The sequence below is a fragment of the Pseudomonas sp. m6p genome (genome assembly GCF_055760375.1).
The window spans coordinates 1998074-2019633 of the sequence record NZ_CM147084.1 but is presented as its reverse complement, the minus strand read 5'-3'; the positions used below and the strand labels follow the sequence as shown (position 1 = coordinate 2019633).

The following is a 21560-nucleotide window of genomic DNA, read 5'->3' as shown; positions in this document are numbered from 1 at the left end:
GCCACAAAGGACTGTCCCATGACCGCACTCACCGACCTCAACGCCCTGCAAGCGAGCATCGCTGAAGCCGTACTCGGCCAGGATCAGGTCATTCGGCAGATCCTCCTTGGCCTGCTGGCCAACGGGCATTTGCTGCTGGAAAGCCTGCCGGGGCTGGCCAAGACGCGCACGGTCAAGGCGCTGGCCACCCATCTGGACGCGAAGATGAGCCGCATCCAGTTCACCCCCGACTTGCTGCCCTCGGACATCACCGGCGCCGAAGTGCTGCATCAGGTCGCCGGGCAAAACGAGATCCGCTTCCAGCCCGGCCCACTGTTCGGCAATCTGATCCTCGCCGACGAGATCAACCGCGCCCCGGCCAAGGTGCAGGCGGCGCTGCTGGAAGCCATGGAGGAACGGCAGATTACCGTGGCCGGCACCAGTCATGTGCTGCCGGAGCTGTTCATTGTGGTCGCCACACAAAACCCGATCGAGCAGGAAGGCACTTATCCGTTGCCGGAAGCGCAGATGGACCGGTTCCTGATGAAGGTGTTGCTCGATTACCCCAGCGCCGACAATGAAAGCCAGGTGCTGCGCCTGTTGCGCGCCGAAGAGTTTGCCCAGGGCGCGAACACCGCGCCGGGCAAGGGCTTCAGCCTGTCACAGGAAGTGATTTTCGCCGCGCGCAAGGAGGTCAGCGCGGTGCACGTATCACCGGCCATCGACCGCTATCTGATCGACTTGATCAACGCCACTCGCCACCCGACCGATTACGACGAAGACCTCGGACGCTGGATCAGCCTCGGTGCCAGTCCCCGTGGCGGCATCGGCCTGGATCGTTGCGCGCGGGCCGACGCGTGGTTGCAGGGCCAGGATTTCGTCTCGCCGGACAACGTGCGCGCGGTTGTGCATCCGGTGCTGCGCCATCGCCTGCAATTGAGCTACGACGCAGTCGCGGATGGCGTGACGGCCGATCAGGTGCTCGACCGTTTGCTGGATAAAGTAGCAATCCCGGCATGAACACGGAGGGCCTGGTCTACGTTTCTCTGGCGCAATTGATGGCGCTGGAATTCAAGGCCCGTGACCTGAGTTTTCTGGCGCGCCAGCCCCAGGGCAGCATTCTTGCTGGCAACCATGCTTCGCGCTTGCGCGGCCGTGGCTTGAACTTCGATGAGCTGCGCCGCTACCAGCCCGGTGATGATTTACGTCACCTCGACTGGCGCGCTTCGCTGCGCACCGGCAAACCGGTGGTACGCACTTTTACTGAAGAGCGCGATCGCCCGGCATTGATCGTGGTCGATCAGCGCATGTCGATGTTCTTCGGCTCGCAACGCAGTTTCAAATCTGCCCTCGCCGCTGAACTCGGCGCACTGGCGGCGTGGATGGTGTTCAACGCTGGTGACCGGGTCGGCGGTCTGGTGTTCAACGATCAACGCATCGACAGCATTGCACCGCTACGCAGCCGCAAACGGGTCGAAGCCTTGCTCAGCCGCGTGGTGCAACAGAATCAGGCGCTGAACGCGTCCAATCCCGATGCCGAAGACGAAGACCAACTGGACAAGGCCTTGCAGCGTTGCCTGGCGCTGGCCGGTCACGACCATTTGATCTGCATCGTCAGCGACTTCGCCGGGGCGGGTGAACGTACCTTGCAGTTGATGCGGCAACTGCGCGCGCATAACGACGTGATTGCCCTGCAAGTCTACGATCCACTGGCCTTGAAGCTGCCGAGTGATGGCCGGCTGCTGGTCACCCAAGGCCAATTGCAGGTGGAACTGGCTGTCGAGAAACGCAGTGTGCATCAGCCGTTGGGTGATTATCTCGGTGGCCGCCTTAAGGACGTCGCCACCCTGCTGCGCCGCAGTCAGGTGCCGCTGATGATGTTCAGCACCGCCGAAGAGGCCCACGCGCAATTGCGCGCCGAGCTTGGCAAGTCTGCCGGCCCACGGCGATGAACCCGAATATCCCCGACATCAGCCAGCTCAAGGAGCTGAGCCTGCCGGCGCCGGTGAGTTATGCGCCGCAGACCTGGGGCTGGTGGCTGTTACTGGCGCTGTTGGTTGTGCTGGCGTTGATGGTTGGCGTGCGCCGTTATGTGCAGTGGCGACGGGATCAGTATCGGCGCGAAGCGCTGGTGCGGCTGGCGCAGTTGCGTGTGCGCAGTGATGATCTGAATGCCCTGCGCGAGCTGCCCGAGTTGCTCAAGCGCGTGGCGCTCTCGATGCCCCTACCGGAGGCTCGCTGGTGGAACACAATAACGGTGGGAGCTGGCTTGCCAGCGATGAGGCCATCTCCTGCAACATCCGAGCTGACTGACACGACGCCATCGCTGGCAAGCCAGCTCCCACAGGGTCCTGCGGCGTTGGGAAGATCGGATTGGCAGGCCTTTCTGCAGCAACACAGTAAAAAACCTCTACCGGCCAATTTCAGCGAACAACTCGCCCAACTCGCTTACGCCCCCGACACCACCCTGCGCGCCCTCCCCGCCGAACAGCGCGAGGCGCTGTTCGACACCTGTCAATACTGGATGGAGCAGCACCATGTGGCAGCTTGATTACCCGTGGTTGCTGCTTCTGCTGCCGCTGCCGTGGCTGGCCTACCGATACCTGCCGGTGTATCAGGAAGCCCGCAGCGCCGTGCGCGTGCCGTTTTTCGGCGCCATGAGCCGCGCCGTCGGGGAAGCGCCGAGCCGGGTCGGCAATCGTCAGAACCCTTGGCAGCGGTTGCTGAATCTGTTGGTGTGGATGTTGATCCTGCTCGCCGCGGCGCGCCCGGTGTTCGTTGAAAAACCCATCGAGCGCCAGCAACCGGTGCGCGACCTGATGCTCGCCATCGACATCTCGCAATCGATGGAAACCGAAGATTTCAGCAATGCCGACGGCCAGACCATCAATCGTCTCGCCGCCGTCAAACAGGTGGTGCAAGGGTTCATCGACAAGCGCAAGGACGACCGCATCGGCCTGATCGTGTTCGGCAGCGGCGCCTATCCGCAGGCGCCGCTGACCCTTGATCACGCCAGCCTGTCGCTGTTGCTGGCCGATACCGGCATCGGCATGGCCGGGCCGAACACTGCCATCGGTGACGCCATCGGCTTGAGCCTGAAGCTGCTCGACCAGGCCGACGAGGAGCAGAAAGTGCTGATCCTGCTCACCGACGGCAACGACACCAACAGTGCGATCACTCCTGACCACGCCGCCGAAATGGCCGCCAACAAGGGCGTGGTCATTCACACCATCGGCATCGGCGACCCGACGGCTTCCGGCGAGGCGCAGGTCAATCTGCGCGGGCTGCAACAGATCGCCCAGACCACAGGCGGGCAGTTTTTCCGCGCCGAAGACCGCGCAGCGCTGGATCAGGTCTACACCACCCTCGACCGCCTCACGCCGCATCAGGTGAAAACCCTCAGTCATCAGCCGCAACGCGAGTTGTTCCACTGGCCGTTGGGTGCGGCACTGGGATTGTTGGCGCTGTATCACCTCGGCGCCCTGCTGCGCCCGCGCTTGGCGCTTGCCCGCCAGCGGCAGGAGGCCTGAGATGGAGATCAATCTCGGTGATTTCCACTTCCTGCGCCCGCTGTGGTTGCTGCTCGCGCTGTTCGCCGCGCTACTGCCGCTGCTCTGGCGCCGCAGCCGCGACCTGCAGCGCCGGCTACGCAACAACATCGCCGAACATTTGCTGCCGCATCTGCTGGTCACGCCAAAGGATCTGCAGCACCTGCGCCCGGTGCACTGGCTATGCGCGATGCTGCTCATCGGCGCCATTGCCGCCGCCGGGCCGACCTGGGAGCAGGATCGCCCGGACTTTCTGGAGAATCGTGCGCCGCTGATCGTCGCCATGGACCTGTCGCCGTCGATGGACGCCAACGACGTTCAGCCGACGCGGCTGGAAGCGGCCAAGCACAAACTGCACGACCTGATTCAGCGTCGCGCCGGCGCCCGCACCGCGCTGATCGCCTATGCCGGCAGCGCGCATCTGGTGTTGCCGCCGACCGACGATCCGGCGTTGCTCGACACCTTCATTCAGGCGCTGGGCACTGGCCTCATCGACAAACCCGGCAAGGACGTCAGCGCGGTCATCGAGCAGGCCAAACGCCTGCTCCGTGCCGAGAAAAACCCGGGCAGCCTGCTGCTGATCACCGACGGTGCCGACACCGCGCAATTCGATGGCCTCGACAAACAACTCGATGACAGCCAGTTGCAGGTGCTGGTACTTGCGGTCGGCAATGAGGACGGCGGCATGATTCAGGGAGCCGGCGGACAGCCGAAAGTCGACAGCAACGGGCGCCCGGTAGTCGGCCGCTTCGATATGGCGGCGCTCAAGCAACTGGCCGCCGCCCTTGACGCGCCGCTGGGCAGCCTCACCCTCGACGACGATGATCTGGACTGGATCGAGTTGCACGCGCAACAACACTTCCAGAGTGCCAGCGCCGAACAACAGCAATTGCACTGGAAGGACGCCGGTTACTGGTTGTGCTGGCCCCTTCTATTGTTGGCGCTGCTCGGTGTGCGCAAGGGCTGGAGCGTCAACTGGGTGCCGGCGCTGCTGTTGGCCACAAGCCTTGGCTGGTCCGCCGCGCCAGCCCAGGCCAGTGCACTGACCGATGCATTCTTCACCCGCGATCAGCAAGGGCGCTGGGCCGCCGAACATGAGCATTGGCCGCAAGCGGCGGCGCTGTTTGTCGATCCGTACTGGAAAGGCGTGGCGGCCTATCACGCGGCGGACTACGACCTCGCGCTGGCAACCTTTGCCCGCCTGGACACAGCGCAAGCATGGTTTTATCTGGGCAACATTTACGTGCGGCGTTTCAAGTTCGATCAGGCGATTGCCGCTTACACCCAGGCCCTGCAAAGACAACCGCAATTTCCCGAGGCCACGGCCAATCTGGCGCTGGCGCAGACGTTGCTCAAGGACACCGACAGCGCCGAAAAAAATGCCCCCGAGACCAAACCGGATGAAGTGAAATTCGACAAGACGCCGGGCAAGGGTCAGAGCAAAAAGGTCGAGACCGAACAGGCAGCGTCCGACGCGTTGTGGCTGCAGAACCTGAACACCTCGCCGGCGAAGTTTCTCAAGCAGAAATTCAGTTTGCAGGATCAAACGGGGGCCAGGCCATGAACCGGGTTGGCTTCATCGCTGGCAAGCCAGCTCCCACAAGGTTTGGCGCTGTTAACTCGATTGGCGATAACACAGACACCGCCTGTGGGAGCTGGCTTGCCAGCGATGAGGCCAGATCTGCCGGCAAAAAAATCTGCACCTTGCTCATAACCAGCTTGCTCAGCCTGAATGCCTCTGCCGCCGAACCCCAACTGAAAATCCACGCCCACCTGCAACCCGCCGAAGGCGCCATGGTCGGCGGTCTGGTGGAGCTGCAAGTCGACGTGCTCACCGACACCTGGTTCACCAGCGCCGCGAGCCTGCCCGAACTGAAACTCGACGGCGCCCTGGTGACGCCGCCCGATGGCCGGGCCCAACACCTGAATCAGACGATCGACGGACAATCCTTCAGCGGCTTGCGCTACAGCTACCTGATCACCCCGAATGTCGCCCGCCGCTTCGACATCCCGCCGTTGACGGTCTCCGCGACACCGGGTCAGGCCAGCACTGCAATCTATGCACACAGCCAACCCTTGCACTTCAGTGCCGCCCAGCCGCCAGGCTTCAAACCCGGAGAAACGCCGTTGGTGGCCAGCGATGTGCGCCTGAGCCAAAGCCTGATCAACTCGGCAACCCCGTTGAAAACCGGCGACAGCGTGACCCGCCAACTGACCCTGCAGGCCGATGGCGCACTGGCGATGGCACTGCCGATTCCGCCACTGGGTGAGGTAGGCGGTCTGAGTCGTTATCCGCAGACCCCACGAGTCAGCCGTCTGGATGACGGCCGCGGCAACGTACTCGGTGGTCAGCGGATCGACGCTGTCACCTACCGCATCGACAAGGCTGGCGCCTACACCCTGCCGGACATCGCGGTGAAATGGTGGGACGTCAAAACGCAGCAGAGCCGCATTGCGCAAGTGCCCGCCGTGACCTTCGAAGCCGCAGCCGACAGCGCCTACAAACCGGTGTTTTCGATCACCGACGATCTCCAGCAGCTCGGCCGTAACAACCCGCACTTTTCCACACGCTGGCTGCTGTGGCTGGCGCTACTCGCCGTGTGCACTGGCGTCGGTTATTGGCTGCGTCCTGCCCTGTTGCGCGCCCGGCGCCAATGGCAGGTACGCAAGCACGCGCGGCAACTGGCCTGGGAGCAATCGGCGGACTTCGCCTGGCAACAGATCAACCCGCAACTGCAAGCTCATCCGACGCAATTGAGCGCGGTGTATCTGTGGCTGCGCCGCCGTCGCCTCGGGCTGCGACTGGTGAATGCCGGCCCGCGCTTGCAGGGCTTGTTGCGCGGACTTTACGGGCGTGATCCGCAGACTGAACAAACACTTGTTCAACTGCGCCAATCGTTGACTACGCTTCACAGTCAGGTCGAACAACAGCCGCACAAACCGGCGTCGGCCCTGCGCCCACTCAACCCTGTTCAGGAAAGGGAATTCCCATGACCACCCCGCCGCCACAGCGTCAACGTTTCAGCCTGGCATTGTTGTTTGCGCTGGCGTTGCCATTGCTGGCCCAGGCCAGCGAACCTTTGCCGTCATGGAATGACGGACCTGCGAAAAACAACATCATTGCGTTCGTGCAAGCGGTTACCGACCAGAGCAGCAGGGACTTCGTCCAACCCGCCGAGCGTATCGCGGTGTTCGACAACGACGGCACCCTGTGGAGCGAGCAGCCGATGTATTTCGAGTTGCTGTTCGCCCTCGACGAGGTCAAGCGCAATGCGCCGCAGCACCCGGAATGGAAAACCACCCAGCCATTCAAAGCGGTGCTGGAAAACGATCACAAGGCACTGGCCGCCGCCGGCATGGACGGGATTATCAAGATCTTCGGCGCCACCCACACCGGCATGACCACCGAGGCTTTCGACGATTACGCCAAGACCTGGCTGAGTCAGGCGCGGCATCCGAAGACCGGCAAGCCCTACACCGAAATGATCTTCCAGCCGATGCTGGAAATGCTCGACTACCTGCGCAGCCAGGACTTCAAGACCTACATCGTTTCCGGCGGCGACACCGGCTTCATGCGCGCCTTCGCCGAAAAGGTCTACGGCATTCCGCCGGAACAGGTGATCGGCACCACGTTCGTCACCGCGTTCCAGTTCAAGGACGGCCAGGCCTCGATCCTGCGCACGCCAAAACTGGCGCACAACGACGATGGCCCGGGCAAACCGGAGAGCATTGATGCGGTGATCGGCAAACGCCCGATTCTCGCGTTCGGCAATTCCGACGGCGACCTGCAAATGCTGCAGTGGACCGCCGCTGGCCCCGGCAAACGCTTCATGGGGCTGGTGCACCACACCGACGCCAGACGCGAGTGGGCCTATGACCGAAAATCCGATATCGGGCGGCTCGACAAAGCCCTCGACGAAGCAAATTCCCGTGGCTGGACCGTGGTCGACATGGCGACCGAATGGCGCCGGATCTACCCGTACGATCCACCGGCAAACGAGCAGGTGCAATAAGAAAAAGCGTGACGCAGGACTGCAGTAAACGTAAGTCGCAGCAAGCGACACCCCCGCGCAAAAGGAGCAAGTCAGATGACTCGCATACGCAAGTGGCTACCGAAACTCGCCCTGGTGGCAACCTCGGTGATGGCGCTGTCGGCAACCGCCACAGCGGCTGAGAAACCCAACATTCTGGTGATCTTCGGCGACGATATCGGCCAGACCAATATCAGCGCCTATTCCATGGGCGTGGTTGGCTACAAGACCCCAAACATCGACCGGATTGCCAAAGAAGGCATGATGTTCACCGACTACTACGCGGAGAACAGCTGCACCGCCGGACGATCGTCGTTCATCACCGGCCAGACGCCACTGCGTACAGGTCTGTCGAAGGTCGGGATTCCCGGCGCTCCGGTCGGCCTGCAAAAACGCGACATCACCATCGCCCAGGCGCTCAAGGGTCTGGGTTATGCCACCGGGCAGTTCGGCAAGAACCACCTGGGTGACCGCGATGAGTACCTGCCGACCAACCACGGCTTCGACGAGTTCTTCGGTAACCTGTATCACCTCAACGCTGAAGAAGAGCCAGAGCGTCCGTACTGGCCCAAGGACGATGCCGAATTCGTCAAGGCCAATACCCCGCGAGGGGTGATCCACAGCTTCGCCGACGGCAAGATCGAAGACACCGGCGCCTTGACCACCAAGCGCATGGAAACCATCGACGACGAAACCACTGCCGCCGCACAGGCGTTCATCGAGAAACAGGCCAAGGCCGACAAGCCGTTCTTCGTCTGGATGAACACCACGCGCATGCACGTGTTCACCCATGTACGTGATTCGATGAAGGGCCAGAGCGGTATGCCCGGCAACGAATATGCGGACGGCATGCTCGAGCACGATGCCGATGTCGGCAAACTGCTGAAAACCATCGATGACCTGAAAATCGCCGACAACACGATCGTGGTCTACACCACCGACAACGGCCCGAACCAGTTCTCCTGGCCGGACGCGGCGACCACGCCGTTCCGCAACGAGAAGAACTCCAACTGGGAAGGCGCGTACCGGGTGCCGGCGATTGTCCGCTGGCCCGGCAAGATCAAGGCCGGCGAAGTCTCCAACGAGATGTTCTCGGGGATGGACTGGTTCCCGACCCTGCTCGCTGCTGCCGGCGATGCCGACGTGAAAGACAAACTGCTCAAGGGCTGGGCGCCGACTTCCGGTGGTACCAGCTTCAAAGTGCATCTGGACGGCTACAACCAGTTGCCCTACCTGACCGGCCAGCAGCCCAAAGGCGAGCGCAACGAGTTCTACTACTTCAACGACGACGGCATGCTGGTCTCGATGCGCTTCGACAACTGGAAAGTGGTGTTCTGCGAACAGCGCCAGCCGGGCGGTTTCCGGGTCTGGAGCGAGCCGTTCGTGTGCCTGCGCGTGCCGAAAATCCTCAACCTGCGGATGGATCCGTATGAGCGGGCGGATGTGGTGTCTGACCAGTTCTATGACTGGAGCACCAAGAACGTCTATCTGGCCGGCGTAGCGGTGACCAAGTCTGCGAAGTTCCTGCAGACCTTCATCGAGTACCCGCCAAGCCAGAAACCGGCCAGCTTCAGCATCGACCAGATCCGTGCTGCGGTTGACGCCAAGATCGCAGAAAAAATCAAAGCGGCTCCGGCTGCACAGTAAGACCGTTGAACTGCCGCCCGCCCTCAGCGGCAGGCGGCCCTGATTTTCACCTGAGACCGTGCCGGCCCCAATCGCTGGCAAGCCAGCTCCCACAGGTATTTCTGTCGACCACAACATGAGTGTTCACTGAAGATCCCTGTGGGAGCTGGCTTGCCAGCGATGAGGCCCGTACCGTCACAGATATTGTGTGATTTGAACAAGGCCCCCCCCGCATGTCCTCACGTATCGCCAGCAAGCCGTCGGCCATACCCACCGCCCGAGCCGCCACCCCGGCGCTGCTGATCCCTGCCCTGCTGTTGTGCACCTCCGGCGCCGCCGCGCTGGTGTATCAGGTGCTGTGGATCAAGCAGTTGTCGCTGGTGGTCGGCGTCGAGGTCTATGCCATCACCACCGGCATCAGCGCGTTTTTTGCCGGGCTGGCCATTGGCGGCTGGCTGTTCGGGCGCTGGGCTGATCGCTTGCAGCAACCGGTGCTGCTCTACGCCGGGCTGGAAGTGCTGGTGGCGATACTTGGTGTCGGCGCCACGGTTGCGATGAGCCTGGCGGCGAGCCCGTTTGCCTGGTTGCAAAGCCATGTCGGCCTGCTGGCCTGGCTATTGCCATTCGCGCTAGTGGGGATTCCGGCGGTGTTGATGGGCGGCACGCTGCCGGTATTGGTGCGCTCGCTGGCGGCTGACCCGGGCAAGGCCGGCGGTCAGCTGTATGCGGCCAACACCCTCGGCGCAATTGTCGGCACCCTGCTCGCCGCGTTCGTGCTGATCGCCACCCTCGGCGTGCGCGGCAGTGCGCTGTTTGCAGCGATGCTCAACCTGCTGGCGGCAACCGGTGCGCTGTGGCTGCAACGTCAGCGTCCGACGCCAGTTGCAGCGCCCGTCAAACCTCACACCGGGAAAGCCGCAGACCGCACCGCCCTGTGGTTATACGCCATCGCTGGCGGCGTGGCGCTGGGTTATGAGGTGGTCTGGTCGCAGTCGATCGTGCAGTTCATGAGTACTCGCACCTACGCGTTTGCCGTGGTGCTCGCCACGTACCTGACCGGACTGTTCATCGGCAGCACTCTGCTCGCTCGTCGCGTCGAGCGCATTCGCGATCCGTGGGGCGTGTTCGGTCTGCTGATTGCCGGTGCCGGGCTCATCGCTTTGCTGGAAATTGCTGTGCTCGGGCGTTGGCTGGTGTTGGCGCAAAGTCAGGCCGAGTACTGGGTGCTGACGTTCGGCGCGAGCGAACTGGCCGGCATGAGCGCACGTTTTGCAGTGGCGGCACTGAGCATCGTGTTCGTCCCGACGCTGTTGCTCGGCGCGGCGTTTCCGCTGGCACTGCGCTTGAGCGTGGGACGTGAACGCGTCGGGCGCGATGTCGGTGCCGTGGTCGCGTTCAATACGCTGGGCGGGATCGTCGGCGTGATGCTCTGCGGTTTTCTGCTGATTCCGCTGCTGGGGCTGGTGCGTACGCTAGGCCTGCTGGCAATCATCGCGGCCGGCATCGGCTACGTGGCCGTACGCAAGGGCCATCACGTCAAAAAAGGCCGGCGTCAAGCGGTAGTCGCGCTGGGGCTCGTGTCGATAGCACTCGCCGTGCTGACTCCGGTGGACAAACTTGCCCGTCTGCTGCCCGGTGCGCGCAACGGCACGCTGGCGTTCTACGAGGAAGGCCGAGGCGGCACCGTGGCGGTGGTCGCTCAGGGCCGTGGTGAAAACACCTTCCACCGCTTGTACATTCAAGGTGTGTCGAACACCGGCGATGCCATGCCGTCGCTGCGCTACATGCGCATCCAGGCCCTGCTGCCGTTGCTGATCCACAACGGCGAGCCACGTTCGACACTGGTGATCGGTTTCGGCACCGGGATCACCGCCGGCGCCCTGCTGCGCTATCCGGGCCTGGAACATCGGGTAGTTGCCGAGTTGTTACCGTCGGTGGTCAAGGCGGCGCCCCTGTTCAAGGGCAACTTCAACGCCGCCAGCGATCCGGGCGTCGATGTGCGCCTTCGCGACGGTCGCCAGGAACTGCTGCGCAGCCCGCAGACCTACGACCTGATCACCCTCGAACCGCCACCGCCGTCGGCAGCCGGCGTGGTCAATCTGTACTCGCGAGACTTCTATCAGTTGGCGGCCAGTCGGCTGGAGCAACACGGCATCGTCGCGCAGTGGTTACCGTTGCCGACCCAGAACATCGACGACTCGCGCGCACTGGTACGCAGCTTCCTCGACGTGTTCCCGTATGCCTCGCTGTGGACCAGCGAGTTCCACGAGATGCTGCTGGTCGGTTCACTGCAGCCAATGCAACTGGACGCAGCGAAAATCACCGAGCGCTTCCAGCAGGCCAGCGTGCGCAGCACTTTGCAGGATGTCGGGATTGGCTCGACGGCCGCGTTGCTCGCGACCTGGGTCACCGACCGCGCAGGCCTTGAACGTTTCGCAGCCAATGCTCCGGCGGTCACGGACGATCAGCCCCGGATCGAATACGCGCCGTGGGTGCGCAGCAAGGAAATCACTCGGGTGTTGCCGGCACTGCTGGACTTGTATCAGCCACCACCACTGGTGAATGCCGATGCCGGGTTCACTGAGCGACTGGAGACACACCGTCAGCGCCTGATGCAGTTCTACCGCGCCAGCCTGCATGCGTATGACGGGGATCGGGATGCGTGGGGACGAGATATGCGTGAGGTGATGCGCGGGGATGGCGGCAACCCGTACTTCCGCTGGTTTACCGGGCAGTAACGCTGCCCCCTGTAGGAGCTGCCGAAGGCTGCGATCTTTTGATCTTGTTTTTAAAAAATCAAAGTCAAAAGATCGCAGCCTGCGGCAGCTCCTACATGGGGTCCCGGGTTATTTGCTGGCCTTGAGCTTCAGATACATCTGATGCATGTCATTGGCCCAGCCATCAATCACCGGTTTGACGTCAGTGGCCTTCATGGCTTGCGTGTCGTTTTCCAACGGTTTGCCGGTGCCTTTGCGCACCACCTGTGCCACGACTTTGTTGCTTGCACCGTCGAGGAACACCGCTTCGGTGGCCAGCGTGGTTTCCTGATCGCGGATACCGCTGGCAGTGCTGACGGCTGCTGCCACCAACGCCACCGGGATCACTTCATAAGCGTGCAGGCCTTCGGTCTTGCTGCTCACAGCAGTGATGGCCGCACGCACCACAATCACGCCAGGGCCAGGGCCGTTGGCCAACGGCAGATCCTTGCTGATTTCACGCTTGAGCGCCTGATCGTAATAGGAGGTGATGCCGTTGAGGGTCTGTTGGGAAATCTTCGCGGTCGGTTGCGGCTTTGGATAGAGCTGGGTCGGCTCGATGTACACGCTGGTGAACTTGCTGATATCCACCTTCGGATCGATCCAGCGCATCACCTCGGCACCGGACGGCGATTTGGCCTCCTTGAGCTGGCTGTAGTCCTTGAGAAAGCCGGAATACTCATCGGGAGCGACGGTTTTGCTGGAGCAACCCACCACGCCAAGGGTGGCAATGCAGAGGGTGCCCATCATTACTGCTAGCTTCATGCTGTAACTCCTGTCAGAAGGCCTGAATGTATTGCGTTGGGGGGAGTTACAGGTATAGCTAAAACCGCGGCAATTGCGCTGAAAACCAGAAAATTCACACAACACCGGGCGTCTGTCACAACTGACGTTTGACAGACGCCGGGCATCCGGCAAAGCTGCATCAAGCTTGAACGCATGCCAGCAGGCCAATGCATCTGACCACGGAAGTCGTAATGCCCAAGCATAAAAATAAAGTCGCACCGCCTGAACCTGATTCTTCCCGACCGTCCCTTTCGCGTTTTCTGTTCCCTCTCACCATTGGCGTGCTGCTGGCCGTTGTGGCGGGCATTGGCTGGTTTCTGTTCAGCACTGCGCCCGCGCCATACACGGCCCCGCCGATCAGCGCGGCGGCGCCTGTCGTCGCCAGACCGCAACCAGTTGCACTGAAACCCGCCAGCATGGTCGATGAGCAACAATGCCAGGGCTGCCACACCGAGCAGGTCAAGGACTGGCAAGGCTCGCATCACCAATTGGCGATGCAACCAGCGAATGCCGACACCGTGCTTGGCGACTTCAACAACGTCACCTTCAGGGCCGAAAACGAGACCACCCGGTTCTCCCGCAAAGACGACCAGTTTCGGGTCAATACGCCGGGTATCGATGGCAAGAACGCTGACTTCAAAGTCGCCTTCACCTTCGGCATTGCACCGTTGCAGCAATACCTGATCGACGTCGGCGAAGGCCGTTTGCAGGCGCTCGGTGTGGCGTGGGATACCGAGAAAAACCGCTGGTTTCACCTCTATCCCGGTCAGGGCGTGAATTTCAAGAATCCGCTGCACTGGAGCAAGCCCAGCCAGAACGCCAATTTCATGTGCGTCGAATGCCACACCACTGGCTTCAAGCGCAATTTCGATGCGGCCAGCAACACGTTCAACAGCCAGTGGAACAGCCTTGGGGTCGGCTGTCAGGCCTGCCACGGCCCCGCCTCGAATCACTTGGAGTGGACGCAGAAAAAAGACGACCTGATCCACAAGGGTTTTGCCGTCGACCTCAAGGACAAGAATGCTACCGTCGAAATCGAAACCTGTGCCCGCTGCCATGCGCGCCGTGCGCCGTTGGGTGATGGCTACACCGTCGGCAAGCGCTTGATGGACGACTACCTGCCCAGCACCCTGACCCGCGAATTGTATGCACTGGACGGCAAGATCAAGGATGAGGTGTTCGAGCACGGCTCGTTTCTGCAGAGCAAAATGTTCGACAAAGGGGTGCGCTGCAGCAATTGCCACAACCCGCACAGCAGCGAACTCAAGGCGCCGGGCAACGCGGTGTGTCTGCAATGCCACAACACGGCGGGCAAGACCTCGATCGTAGGTGTCGATGGCAAGGGCCTGCAAGCGAAGAACTACGACTCCATCGAACACACCCGCCACACCCCGGGCCAGCCCGGCTCGCAGTGCGTGGATTGCCACATGCCCGGCAAGTTCTACATGGGCAACGACTGGCGCCATGACCACAGCTTCAGCATCCCCAACCCGGAACGCGCGCAAAAGCTCGGTACGCCCGATGCGTGTCTGAGCTGCCACCAAGGCAAGGCCGGTGACAAGGTCACCGCGCAATTCAAGGTGTGGAACGCCTCCGCAGCGACACCGCAGGCACCGCGCTATGACGAGAGCCTGTGGCTGATTCGCAACGGCCAGCCCGGTGCAGCAAACGCTCTGTATGAGCAATTGCAGCGCAGCGATCTGCCGGCGATTCAGCGGGCAACGTTGCTGGCCGAACTGCCGCTGTATCCGAGTGATCAGGCTTTGAAACTGGCGACTCAGAATCTGAAAGATCCAGCGCCGCAGGTTCGCGAAAGCGCGGTGCGCGCCATCAGTGCCTTCCTGCCGCCCGCCGAGCGCGCCTCGTTGCTGACACCGCTGCTCAGCGATCCGGTGAAAGCCGTGCGCATCGTCGCGGCGCGGGACCTGCTCAGCGTGGCGCGCAACAACGGCCTCGGCGCCGCACAGCCCCATTGGGACGCGGCGATTGCCGAGTATGAGGCGGTGCAGAACAGTCTCGCGGAACGGGCCGAGGCCAACCTGAACCTGGCAATGCTGTATCAGGCCAGTGGCCGTGCTGCCGAGGTCGAAGGGTTGCTGCGCACCGCACTCAAACGCGATCCGGATTTCTACCCGGCGCTGGTGACGCTGGTGCAATGGCTGGAGGCTAATGGTCGGGTTCAGGAAGCGCAGACCCTGCTGGACGACGGCCTCAAGGCGCACCCCGACGCTGCATTGCTGCAGCACACCCGTGGCCTGTCATTGATCCGCGCCGGCAAGACTGCCGAAGCCATGACCGCGCTGCACAAAGCCGCACAACTGGAGCCGCAGAACCCGCAGTACGGTTACGTGCTGGCGGTGGCGTTGCACGACAGTGGCAAGGTGACCGAGGCGTGTGACGAGCTGGAGCGTCTGCTCAAAGTCCAGCCGGCGAACCGCAATGCCCGGCTGTCGCTGATCCAGTACTACCTGGAGAACGGCCAGGAGCCGAAGGCGCAAGTGCTGTTGCAGGGCTGGAAGAAGATGAACATGGGCGATCCGGCGCTGAAATAACCCGACCCTGTAGGAGCTGCCGCAGGCTGCGATCTTTTGATGTTGCTTTTAAAAGATCGCAGCCTGCGGCAGCTCCTACAGGGTCATGTTCAGGCCTGTGTCACCAGGAGGATGTCGCCCCGCTCTTCAACGCCATCTCCCGGCGGCTGTTGGCGCGCATCGCCTTGATCAGCGACACCGAGCCCACCAGCAGAATCGCTGCGCCAAACAGGAAGTCGATGTTGTACAGCTGGAAGTCCTGCACCGGCCCCACCAGCAGCACGCGCACTACGGCAATCGCCACCAGCGTAGCGAGGAAGTCGATCCCCGGTTCGTCGCGATAGAACACGTGCAGCAGCGGCAGGCACAGCACCAGCAGCAACAACAGCACCACAACCTTGAACGAGCCTTTGCGCTCGACGCTGAACGCGCACTCGTGCGGACCGTAGGCCTTGTAGTCCTCGTCACGGATCATCGAATTTTTCTCGTTGATGTACTCGACTCGGTTGTATTTCTGAATCGGGGTGAAGGTGTTGGACAGGTCCATCAGCGTGGTGATGTTCTTGAAGCGCAGGTCGATGCGCTCGCTGCCCTTGAGGTAATACAGCACCGGTTTGTAGCCGTAGCGATAGGTGTCGAACGGAAAGTCGGTGACCTGGCCCTGCACGCCGATTGGCCGTGGCTCAAGCTCGGCGTAGGCGCTTTTGGTCGGTGAGGCGAGGTTGCGACTCAGCGGCTGGACCTTGACCTGTTCGAGGAAGATCGGCGTGACGCCATATGACCACTGCAACGGTTCGAGGCGCAGACGCAGTTCGTTGCGGCCCAGATCGTAGCGGTTGAAGGTGCGTTCGGAGACCACCAGCGAGCCACTGAGCATGAACTCGCCGCGCAGGTTGTTGGTGACGCGCAGGGTCAGTTGATCCTTGCCCAGCAGCGCCGCTTCGGTGGACGGCGGCGTGCCGCACCACGCGGTGCTTTCACCGGCGCCGCCCAACTGGCCGTCGCGGTTTTCCTTGAACACATAGAAGTAACTGGCCCACAGCGTCAGCATCAACAGCAACGCCGTGAGGCCCAAAATCTTTTTGCCCGCACTCACTACCCAGACTCCCTTCTTCGTTCCGTCGTCCAGCCGAAAACCCGCTGGCGACGGCGACTCTACCAAAAGGCCAGCATCGACCCAAGGGAAAATCCGGGAATGGTGCGGGATGTAAGGGTTTCCCCTGTACGAGCAATGGCAGACACCTGTTATGGCCACCACACCCAGTTGTGGCGAGGGGATTCATCCCCGATGGGCTGCGAAGCGGCCCCAAAATCTGACAGGATCGCATCCTTTTGCGGCTGCTACGCAACCGATCGGGGATGAATCCCCTCGCCACAGGGTCATCCGACTCGGGATTTACCTTCTGCGGAATAGCGGGCGCGGCTCGATCACCGAGCGGCCGTACAGCACGCTCATGCCGGCCAGTCCTTTCAGGGCATCTTCGGCCGACTTGTCCTCGCGCACTGCGAAGCTGTCGAATCCGCACTGACGCATATGGCTGAGTTGATCACGCAGCACATCGCCAATCGCCCGCAACTCGCCGCTCCAGCCAAACCGGCTGCGCAGCAGATACGCCTGACTGTAGGCGCGACCATCGCGAAAGCTCGGGAAATCCAGGGCAATCAGCGGCAGCGAAGCCAGCCACGGCACCACGCTTTCAACGTCGTCGTCCGGCCCCAGCCACACCGCGTGGGTCGATGGCGATTGCAGCCAGTGCGCCAGCGGCAGAATCAGCAATCCTTGCGACCTGTCCTGCTCCGGCTCGCGAATCAGCGTCCACGGATCATCCTCGACCAACCGCGCCACACCCTGCTCCAGCCGCAGCAGATTGTTCATGCCGAGACCTCCAGCATTTTCGGATAGATCCGTTCCTTGAACGGCTCCAGGCCAATGCGCGCCACGGTGTCGACAAACAGCTCCTCGCTTTCGCGGTAACGCACGAAGGTGCCGATAATCCGCTCGATCACCTGCGGCACCTCAGCCGCGCTGAAGGACGGACCGATGACTTTGCCCAATGCGCTGTGTTTGCCCTGCGCGCCGCCAAGGGTGATCTGATACCACTCGCTGCCGTTTTTATCGACACCGAGAATGCCGATATTGCCGATGTGGTGGTGGCCGCAGGCGTTCATGCAGCCGGAGATGTTCAGGCTGATGTCGCCCAGATCGTGCAGGTAATCGAGGTTGGCGAAACGCGCCTGTATCGCTTGGGCAATCGGAATCGACTTGGCGTTGGCCAGCGCACAGAAATCGCCGCCCGGGCAGGCGATGATGTCGGTCAGCAGGCCGACGTTGGCGCTGCCCAGATTGCGCTCGCAGGCCAGTCGCCAGAGTTCATACAGATCAGACTTCTGCACATCGGGCAGGACAATATTCTGTTCATGGGCAATGCGAATCTCGCCAAAACCGAAACGCTCCGCCCAGTCGGCCACCGCCAGCATCTGCTGGCCGGTGACGTCCCCCGGCGGTGCGCTCAGACCCGGCTTGGTCGACAGCACTACGCTGGTGTAACCCGGTTTCTTGTGCGCCTGCACGTTACGCGCGACCCAGCGAGCGAACGCCGGGCTTTCGGCCAGACGCGTGCCAAAGTCCAGATCGGTATCGGCCAGGGTGTGATAGATCGGAGGCACGAAGGCACTGGCGACCCGCGCGTATTCAGCCTCGGTCAACTGCGCCGGGCCGTCCTTGAGGTGTTGCCATTCTTCCTCGACCTCTTTGGCGAACGCCTCGATGCCCAGCGCCTTGACCAGAATCTTGATCCGCGCCTTGTACTTGTTGTCGCGCCGGCCATGGCGGTTGTAGACCCGCAGGATCGCCTCGACGTAGGACAGCAGATGCTGCCACGGCAAACCTTCGCGGATCTGCACACCGAGAATCGGCGTGCGCCCCAACCCGCCACCGACGATCACTCGCAACAGCATTTGCCCGTCGCGCCCCGGATAAAGATACAGGCCGATGTCATGCATCATGATCGCCGCACGATCCTGCTTCGCCGAGCAAATGGCGATCTTGAACTTGCGTGGCAGGAAGAGAAATTCCGGGTTGATCGTCGACCATTGCCGGAGGATTTCTGCCAGCGGGCGCGGGTCGATCAGCTCGTCCGCCGCGACCCCGGCGAAGGCTTCGGTGGTGATGTTGCGCACGCAGTTGCCGGAGGTCTGGATCGCATGCATGTTGACCTGCGCCAGACGTTCAAGGATGTCCGGCACCTGCGCCAGTTCGATCCAGTTGAACTGCAGGTTCTGCCGCGTGGTGAAGTGGCCGTAACCGCGATCGTAATCGGCGGCGATGCTTGCCAGTGTGCGCATCTGTTCGGCACTCAGGGTGCCGTAGGGGATCGCTACCCGCAGCATGTACGCGTGCTTTTGCAGGTACAGGCCGTTTTGCAGGCGCAGCGGCAGGAACTCCTCATCGCTCAATTCACCGGCCATGAAGCGCTCGACCTGATCGCGAAACTGCGCGACGCGCTCGAACACCAGTGCGCGGTCGTAATCGTCGTATTGATACATGTGCCTGCCCCACCTCATCAATTAATTCTGTGGGAGCGAGCCTGCTCGCGAATGCGGTGTGTCAGGCAACTGCATTGTTGGCTGACACACCGCATTCGCGAGCAGGCTCGCTCCCACAGTTTTCGTAAAGGCACTATGGACGAGCAGCGCAGCACACAACAGATTCACCTGAAACGATAAAAACCGTATCAGGGCGCGGCAGAACGCCGCAGTCAGCACTCCAATCTGATCCGTACAAATGAAAGATTCCTGAGCCTGTTTTGTTTCTGGCGGTATTCCTACAGTGCAGCTCGTGCCAGACCAGGGTGGCCTGGCAAGACTTTGCAACCGTGGAAGAATTGACCATGAGCACAGCAACAATCGGACAGGCTTATAACTACAAGGTCGTCCGCCAATTCGTTATCGCGACGGTGTTCTGGGGTGTCGTCGGCATGGCGATGGGGGTATGGATCGCCTCGCAACTGGTATGGCCGGACATGAACCTCGACCTGCCCTGGACCACCTTCGGCCGCTTGCGACCATTGCACACCAGCCTGGTGATTTTCGGTTTCGCCGGCAGCGCGCAATTCGCCGCCAGTTACTACGCAGTGCAGCGCACCTGCCAGGTGCGGCTGTATTCGGACAAGCTCGCGGCCTTCACGTTCTGGGGCTGGCAATCGGTGATCGTGATCATGCTGATCACCCTGCCAATGGGCTACACCACCACCAAGGAATACGCCGAGATCGAATTCTCCGGCGCGGTGTGGATGGCGGTGGTCTGGGTGGCGTATGCCATCGTGTTTTTCACCACCGTGGTGCAGCGCAAGACCAAACACATCTACGTCGGCAACTGGTTCTTTGGCGCGTTCATTCTGGTGATCGCCATGCTGCACGTGGTCAATCACCTGTCGATCCCGGTGGACTGGTTCAAGTCCTATCCGGTGTATTCCGGGGCCACCGATGCCATGGTGCAGTGGTGGTACGGGCATAACGCGGTGGGGTTCTTCCTGACCACGGGCTTTCTCGGAATGATGTATTACTTCGTGCCGAAACAGGTCAATCGCCCGGTGTATTCGTACCGGTTATCGATCGTGCATTTTTGGGCACTGATCACCCTGTACATCTGGGCCGGCCCGCACCACTTGCACTACACCGCGCTGCCGGACTGGGCGCAGTCCCTCGGCATGGCGATGTCACTGATCCTGCTGGCGCCGAGCTGGGGCGGGATGATCAACGGCATGATGACCTTGTCGGGCGCCTGGCATAAGTTGCGCACCGACCCGATCCTGCGCTTTCTGGTGCTGTCACTGGCGTTCTATGGCATGTCGACGTTCGAAGGCCCGATGATGGCGATCAAAACCGTCAACGCCCTTTCCCACTACACCGACTGGACCATCGGCCACGTACACGCCGGGGCGCTGGGCTGGGTGGCAATGATCACCTTCGGCGCGACGTATCACATGGTGCCGAAAGTCTTTGGCCGCGAGCAGATGTACAGCACGCCGCTGATCAACCTGCACTTCTGGCTGGCGACCATTGGTACGGTGCTGTACATCGCCTCAATGTGGGTCAACGGCATCACCCAGGGCCTGATGTGGCGGGCGATCAACGAGGACGGCACGCTGACCTATTCGTTTGTCGAGGCGCTGCAGGCCAGTCATCCGGGGTTCATCGTGCGCTTTGCTGGCGGGGTGTTCTTCCTCAGCGGCATGCTGCTGATGGCCTACAACGTCTGGCGCACGGTGCGGGTCGCCGACGTGGCGCTGGCGCGCAGTCAGGCGCAGATCGCCTGAGTCCGGGAGCTGAAGAGGATGGATATTTTCTTGAATGTGCTGGGCGTGGTGTTTCTGTGGCTGGCGGTGGAGTACTGCCTGCGCCACCAGACGGCGGAGAGCCTCGACGATGCGAGCATGGTGCCATTTGCCGATGATCCGGAGGTGGCACGGCGGGTGGAACTGGCCACCGGCAAAACCGTGAAAGCGGTGGCGCCGGAAGAGGCGAAACCGGGCTGGATCAACCTCGACATGTAATCCCCCGCCCCGTGTAGGAGCTGCCGAAGGCTGCGATCTTTTGATCTTGTTTTTAGAAAATCAAAGTCAAGAGATCGCAGCCTTCGGCAGCTCCTACAGGGTTTGTGGCGGGTCAGGCGCGGTCGCGGGGAATCAGGCTCTGCAACTGCTGTGCAAGAAAGTCCGCATCAAACACAAAGGTGTCCGGATCCTTCAGGCCATTGGTTTTGCGCCACTGCCACTCGCCGCTCGGCAACCCCACCAGCGAAATGCTGCCATAGCGCGCCGCCGTCAGGCCCATCACGGCCAGAGAAATCTGCCCGGCGCTGCCCATCACGTCCGGCACGAATTCCACCATTTTGCCGGCGATCACGATGCTCAGTTTTTCGGTGTTGAAGGTCGAGGTTTCCACCGGGGTGCTCGGCCCGAATGCGACGTAAGCTTCGCGGCTCACCTCCAGCAGGTTCGGTGCCTGCACCGGTTCCAGCCATTGCTGGATCTGGCCGAACAGTTCGGTGATGCGCCTGGCCCACGCCTGCGACTGGGTTTCGAACAGTTGCTTCTTGTGCGCTTCACTCTCGGCATAGTGACGAAGCATTTCGCCCAGTTGTTGTACGTCGTTCATCGGTACGTTCCTCGGGGAGAGCCTGCGAGAGTCGATAGTGACAGATCGAGGCGCCGGCGTACGTTTAACCTCGAACGTCGACACCGTGACACTTGGCAAATGGATCAACGGTACAGTTGCTTTGTACTGGCATCCGTCGTGCAA

17 protein-coding genes are annotated in these 21560 nt (G+C 61.7%); 12 read left to right on the top strand and 5 right to left on the bottom strand.

Annotated features, from left to right (window positions below):
• The first annotated feature begins 18 nt into the window (after window positions 1-18).
• The 9 genes from ACYZUM_RS09175 (at window position 19) to ACYZUM_RS09135 (ending at window position 11922) form a co-directional block, all read left to right on the top strand.
• On the top strand, window positions 19-999 hold the full coding sequence (locus tag ACYZUM_RS09175; protein ID WP_041066963.1) for an AAA family ATPase: 981 nt from the start codon (window positions 19-21) through the stop codon (window positions 997-999).
• Window positions 996-1931, top strand: a complete 936-nt coding sequence (locus ACYZUM_RS09170; RefSeq protein WP_086791064.1) for a DUF58 domain-containing protein — start codon at window positions 996-998, stop codon at window positions 1929-1931. The genes ACYZUM_RS09175 and ACYZUM_RS09170 overlap by 4 nt, the downstream gene beginning before the upstream one ends.
• Window positions 1928-2530: a DUF4381 domain-containing protein gene (locus tag ACYZUM_RS09165; RefSeq protein ID WP_108182595.1), complete on the top strand. Its 603-nt coding sequence runs from the start codon at window positions 1928-1930 to the stop codon at window positions 2528-2530. Before ACYZUM_RS09170 ends, ACYZUM_RS09165 begins: the two co-directional genes overlap by 4 nt.
• On the top strand, window positions 2517-3509 hold the full coding sequence (locus ACYZUM_RS09160) for a vWA domain-containing protein (protein ID WP_108182594.1): 993 nt from the start codon (window positions 2517-2519) through the stop codon (window positions 3507-3509). Before ACYZUM_RS09165 ends, ACYZUM_RS09160 begins: the two co-directional genes overlap by 14 nt.
• 1 nt (window position 3510) lies before the next feature.
• A complete protein-coding gene (locus tag ACYZUM_RS09155) occupies window positions 3511-5091 on the top strand; it encodes a VWA domain-containing protein (RefSeq protein ID WP_108182593.1) in 1581 nt (526 codons plus the stop codon).
• On the top strand, window positions 5088-6521 hold the full coding sequence (locus ACYZUM_RS09150) for a BatD family protein (protein ID WP_108182592.1): 1434 nt from the start codon (window positions 5088-5090) through the stop codon (window positions 6519-6521). Before ACYZUM_RS09155 ends, ACYZUM_RS09150 begins: the two co-directional genes overlap by 4 nt.
• Complete coding sequence (locus tag ACYZUM_RS09145; protein ID WP_108182591.1) at window positions 6518-7540, top strand: HAD family hydrolase; 1023 nt, start codon at window positions 6518-6520, stop codon at window positions 7538-7540. Before ACYZUM_RS09150 ends, ACYZUM_RS09145 begins: the two co-directional genes overlap by 4 nt.
• A gap of 75 nt (window positions 7541-7615) precedes the next feature.
• Window positions 7616-9205 (top strand): arylsulfatase, encoded by a 1590-nt coding sequence (locus ACYZUM_RS09140; RefSeq protein WP_108182590.1) that lies wholly within the window; start codon window positions 7616-7618, stop codon window positions 9203-9205.
• A gap of 212 nt (window positions 9206-9417) precedes the next feature.
• Entirely contained in the window at window positions 9418-11922 is a 2505-nt protein-coding gene (locus ACYZUM_RS09135; RefSeq protein ID WP_108182589.1) for a fused MFS/spermidine synthase, read from the top strand.
• A gap of 108 nt (window positions 11923-12030) precedes the next feature.
• Here the strand turns inward: ACYZUM_RS09135 and ACYZUM_RS09130 are convergent, their stop codons facing one another.
• Entirely contained in the window at window positions 12031-12705 is a 675-nt protein-coding gene (locus ACYZUM_RS09130) for a DUF3313 domain-containing protein (RefSeq protein WP_041066938.1), read from the bottom strand.
• A 212-nt stretch (window positions 12706-12917) separates the two neighbouring features.
• On the opposite strand from ACYZUM_RS09130, the gene ACYZUM_RS09125 reads away from it, so the two are divergent.
• Window positions 12918-15278 carry a tetratricopeptide repeat protein gene (locus tag ACYZUM_RS09125; protein ID WP_108182588.1) on the top strand — a complete coding sequence of 787 codons (2361 nt, stop codon included), beginning with the start codon at window positions 12918-12920 and terminating at the stop codon, window positions 15276-15278.
• 100 nt (window positions 15279-15378) lie between these two features.
• Here the strand turns inward: ACYZUM_RS09125 and ACYZUM_RS09120 are convergent, their stop codons facing one another.
• The 3 genes from ACYZUM_RS09120 to ACYZUM_RS09110 all read right to left on the bottom strand — a co-directional run bounded on the left by ACYZUM_RS09120 (window position 15379) and on the right by ACYZUM_RS09110 (window position 18803).
• Window positions 15379-16353, bottom strand: coding sequence for a hypothetical protein (locus ACYZUM_RS09120; protein WP_108182587.1), 975 nt, complete (start codon window positions 16351-16353; stop codon window positions 15379-15381).
• Between the two features lie 300 nt (window positions 16354-16653).
• A complete protein-coding gene (locus tag ACYZUM_RS09115) occupies window positions 16654-17133 on the bottom strand; it encodes a DUF934 domain-containing protein (RefSeq protein WP_108182586.1) in 480 nt (159 codons plus the stop codon).
• The gene (locus ACYZUM_RS09110; RefSeq protein WP_108182585.1) at window positions 17130-18803 is read right to left on the bottom strand and encodes a nitrite/sulfite reductase; all 1674 of its coding nucleotides are present in this window, start codon (window positions 18801-18803) and stop codon (window positions 17130-17132) included. Before ACYZUM_RS09110 ends, ACYZUM_RS09115 begins: the two co-directional genes overlap by 4 nt.
• Before the next feature lie 344 nt (window positions 18804-19147).
• On the opposite strand from ACYZUM_RS09110, the gene ccoN reads away from it, so the two are divergent.
• Together ccoN and ACYZUM_RS09100 are read left to right on the top strand one after the other, a co-directional pair.
• Window positions 19148-20575, top strand: coding sequence for a cytochrome-c oxidase, cbb3-type subunit I (gene ccoN, locus ACYZUM_RS09105; RefSeq protein WP_027613751.1), 1428 nt, complete (start codon window positions 19148-19150; stop codon window positions 20573-20575).
• An 18-nt stretch (window positions 20576-20593) separates the two neighbouring features.
• Entirely contained in the window at window positions 20594-20812 is a 219-nt protein-coding gene (locus tag ACYZUM_RS09100) for a CcoQ/FixQ family Cbb3-type cytochrome c oxidase assembly chaperone (protein ID WP_108182584.1), read from the top strand.
• 112 nt (window positions 20813-20924) lie between these two features.
• Here the strand turns inward: ACYZUM_RS09100 and ACYZUM_RS09095 are convergent, their stop codons facing one another.
• A complete protein-coding gene (locus ACYZUM_RS09095) occupies window positions 20925-21416 on the bottom strand; it encodes a hypothetical protein (protein WP_108182583.1) in 492 nt (163 codons plus the stop codon).
• Between the last annotated feature and the right edge of the window lie 144 nt (window positions 21417-21560).

What these genes read in the sequence shown, in the direction of transcription:
- ACYZUM_RS09175 (WP_041066963.1), top strand. Translation starts at nt 19, where the DNA reads ATGACCGCACTCACCGACCTCAACGCCCTGCAAGCGAGCATCGCTGAA.
- ACYZUM_RS09170 (WP_086791064.1), top strand. Translation starts at nt 996, where the DNA reads ATGAACACGGAGGGCCTGGTCTACGTTTCTCTGGCGCAATTGATGGCG.
- ACYZUM_RS09165 (WP_108182595.1), top strand. Translation starts at nt 1,928, where the DNA reads ATGAACCCGAATATCCCCGACATCAGCCAGCTCAAGGAGCTGAGCCTG.
- ACYZUM_RS09160 (WP_108182594.1), top strand. Translation starts at nt 2,517, where the DNA reads ATGTGGCAGCTTGATTACCCGTGGTTGCTGCTTCTGCTGCCGCTGCCG.
- ACYZUM_RS09155 (WP_108182593.1), top strand. Translation starts at nt 3,511, where the DNA reads ATGGAGATCAATCTCGGTGATTTCCACTTCCTGCGCCCGCTGTGGTTG.
- ACYZUM_RS09150 (WP_108182592.1), top strand. Translation starts at nt 5,088, where the DNA reads ATGAACCGGGTTGGCTTCATCGCTGGCAAGCCAGCTCCCACAAGGTTT.
- ACYZUM_RS09145 (WP_108182591.1), top strand. Translation starts at nt 6,518, where the DNA reads ATGACCACCCCGCCGCCACAGCGTCAACGTTTCAGCCTGGCATTGTTG.
- ACYZUM_RS09140 (WP_108182590.1), top strand. Translation starts at nt 7,616, where the DNA reads ATGACTCGCATACGCAAGTGGCTACCGAAACTCGCCCTGGTGGCAACC.
- ACYZUM_RS09135 (WP_108182589.1), top strand. Translation starts at nt 9,418, where the DNA reads ATGTCCTCACGTATCGCCAGCAAGCCGTCGGCCATACCCACCGCCCGA.
- ACYZUM_RS09130 (WP_041066938.1), bottom strand. Translation starts at nt 12,705, where the DNA reads ATGAAGCTAGCAGTAATGATGGGCACCCTCTGCATTGCCACCCTTGGC.
- ACYZUM_RS09125 (WP_108182588.1), top strand. Translation starts at nt 12,918, where the DNA reads ATGCCCAAGCATAAAAATAAAGTCGCACCGCCTGAACCTGATTCTTCC.
- ACYZUM_RS09115 (WP_108182586.1), bottom strand. Translation starts at nt 17,133, where the DNA reads ATGAACAATCTGCTGCGGCTGGAGCAGGGTGTGGCGCGGTTGGTCGAG.
- ACYZUM_RS09110 (WP_108182585.1), bottom strand. Translation starts at nt 18,803, where the DNA reads ATGTATCAATACGACGATTACGACCGCGCACTGGTGTTCGAGCGCGTC.
- ccoN (WP_027613751.1), top strand. Translation starts at nt 19,148, where the DNA reads ATGAGCACAGCAACAATCGGACAGGCTTATAACTACAAGGTCGTCCGC.
- ACYZUM_RS09100 (WP_108182584.1), top strand. Translation starts at nt 20,594, where the DNA reads ATGGATATTTTCTTGAATGTGCTGGGCGTGGTGTTTCTGTGGCTGGCG.
- ACYZUM_RS09095 (WP_108182583.1), bottom strand. Translation starts at nt 21,416, where the DNA reads ATGAACGACGTACAACAACTGGGCGAAATGCTTCGTCACTATGCCGAG.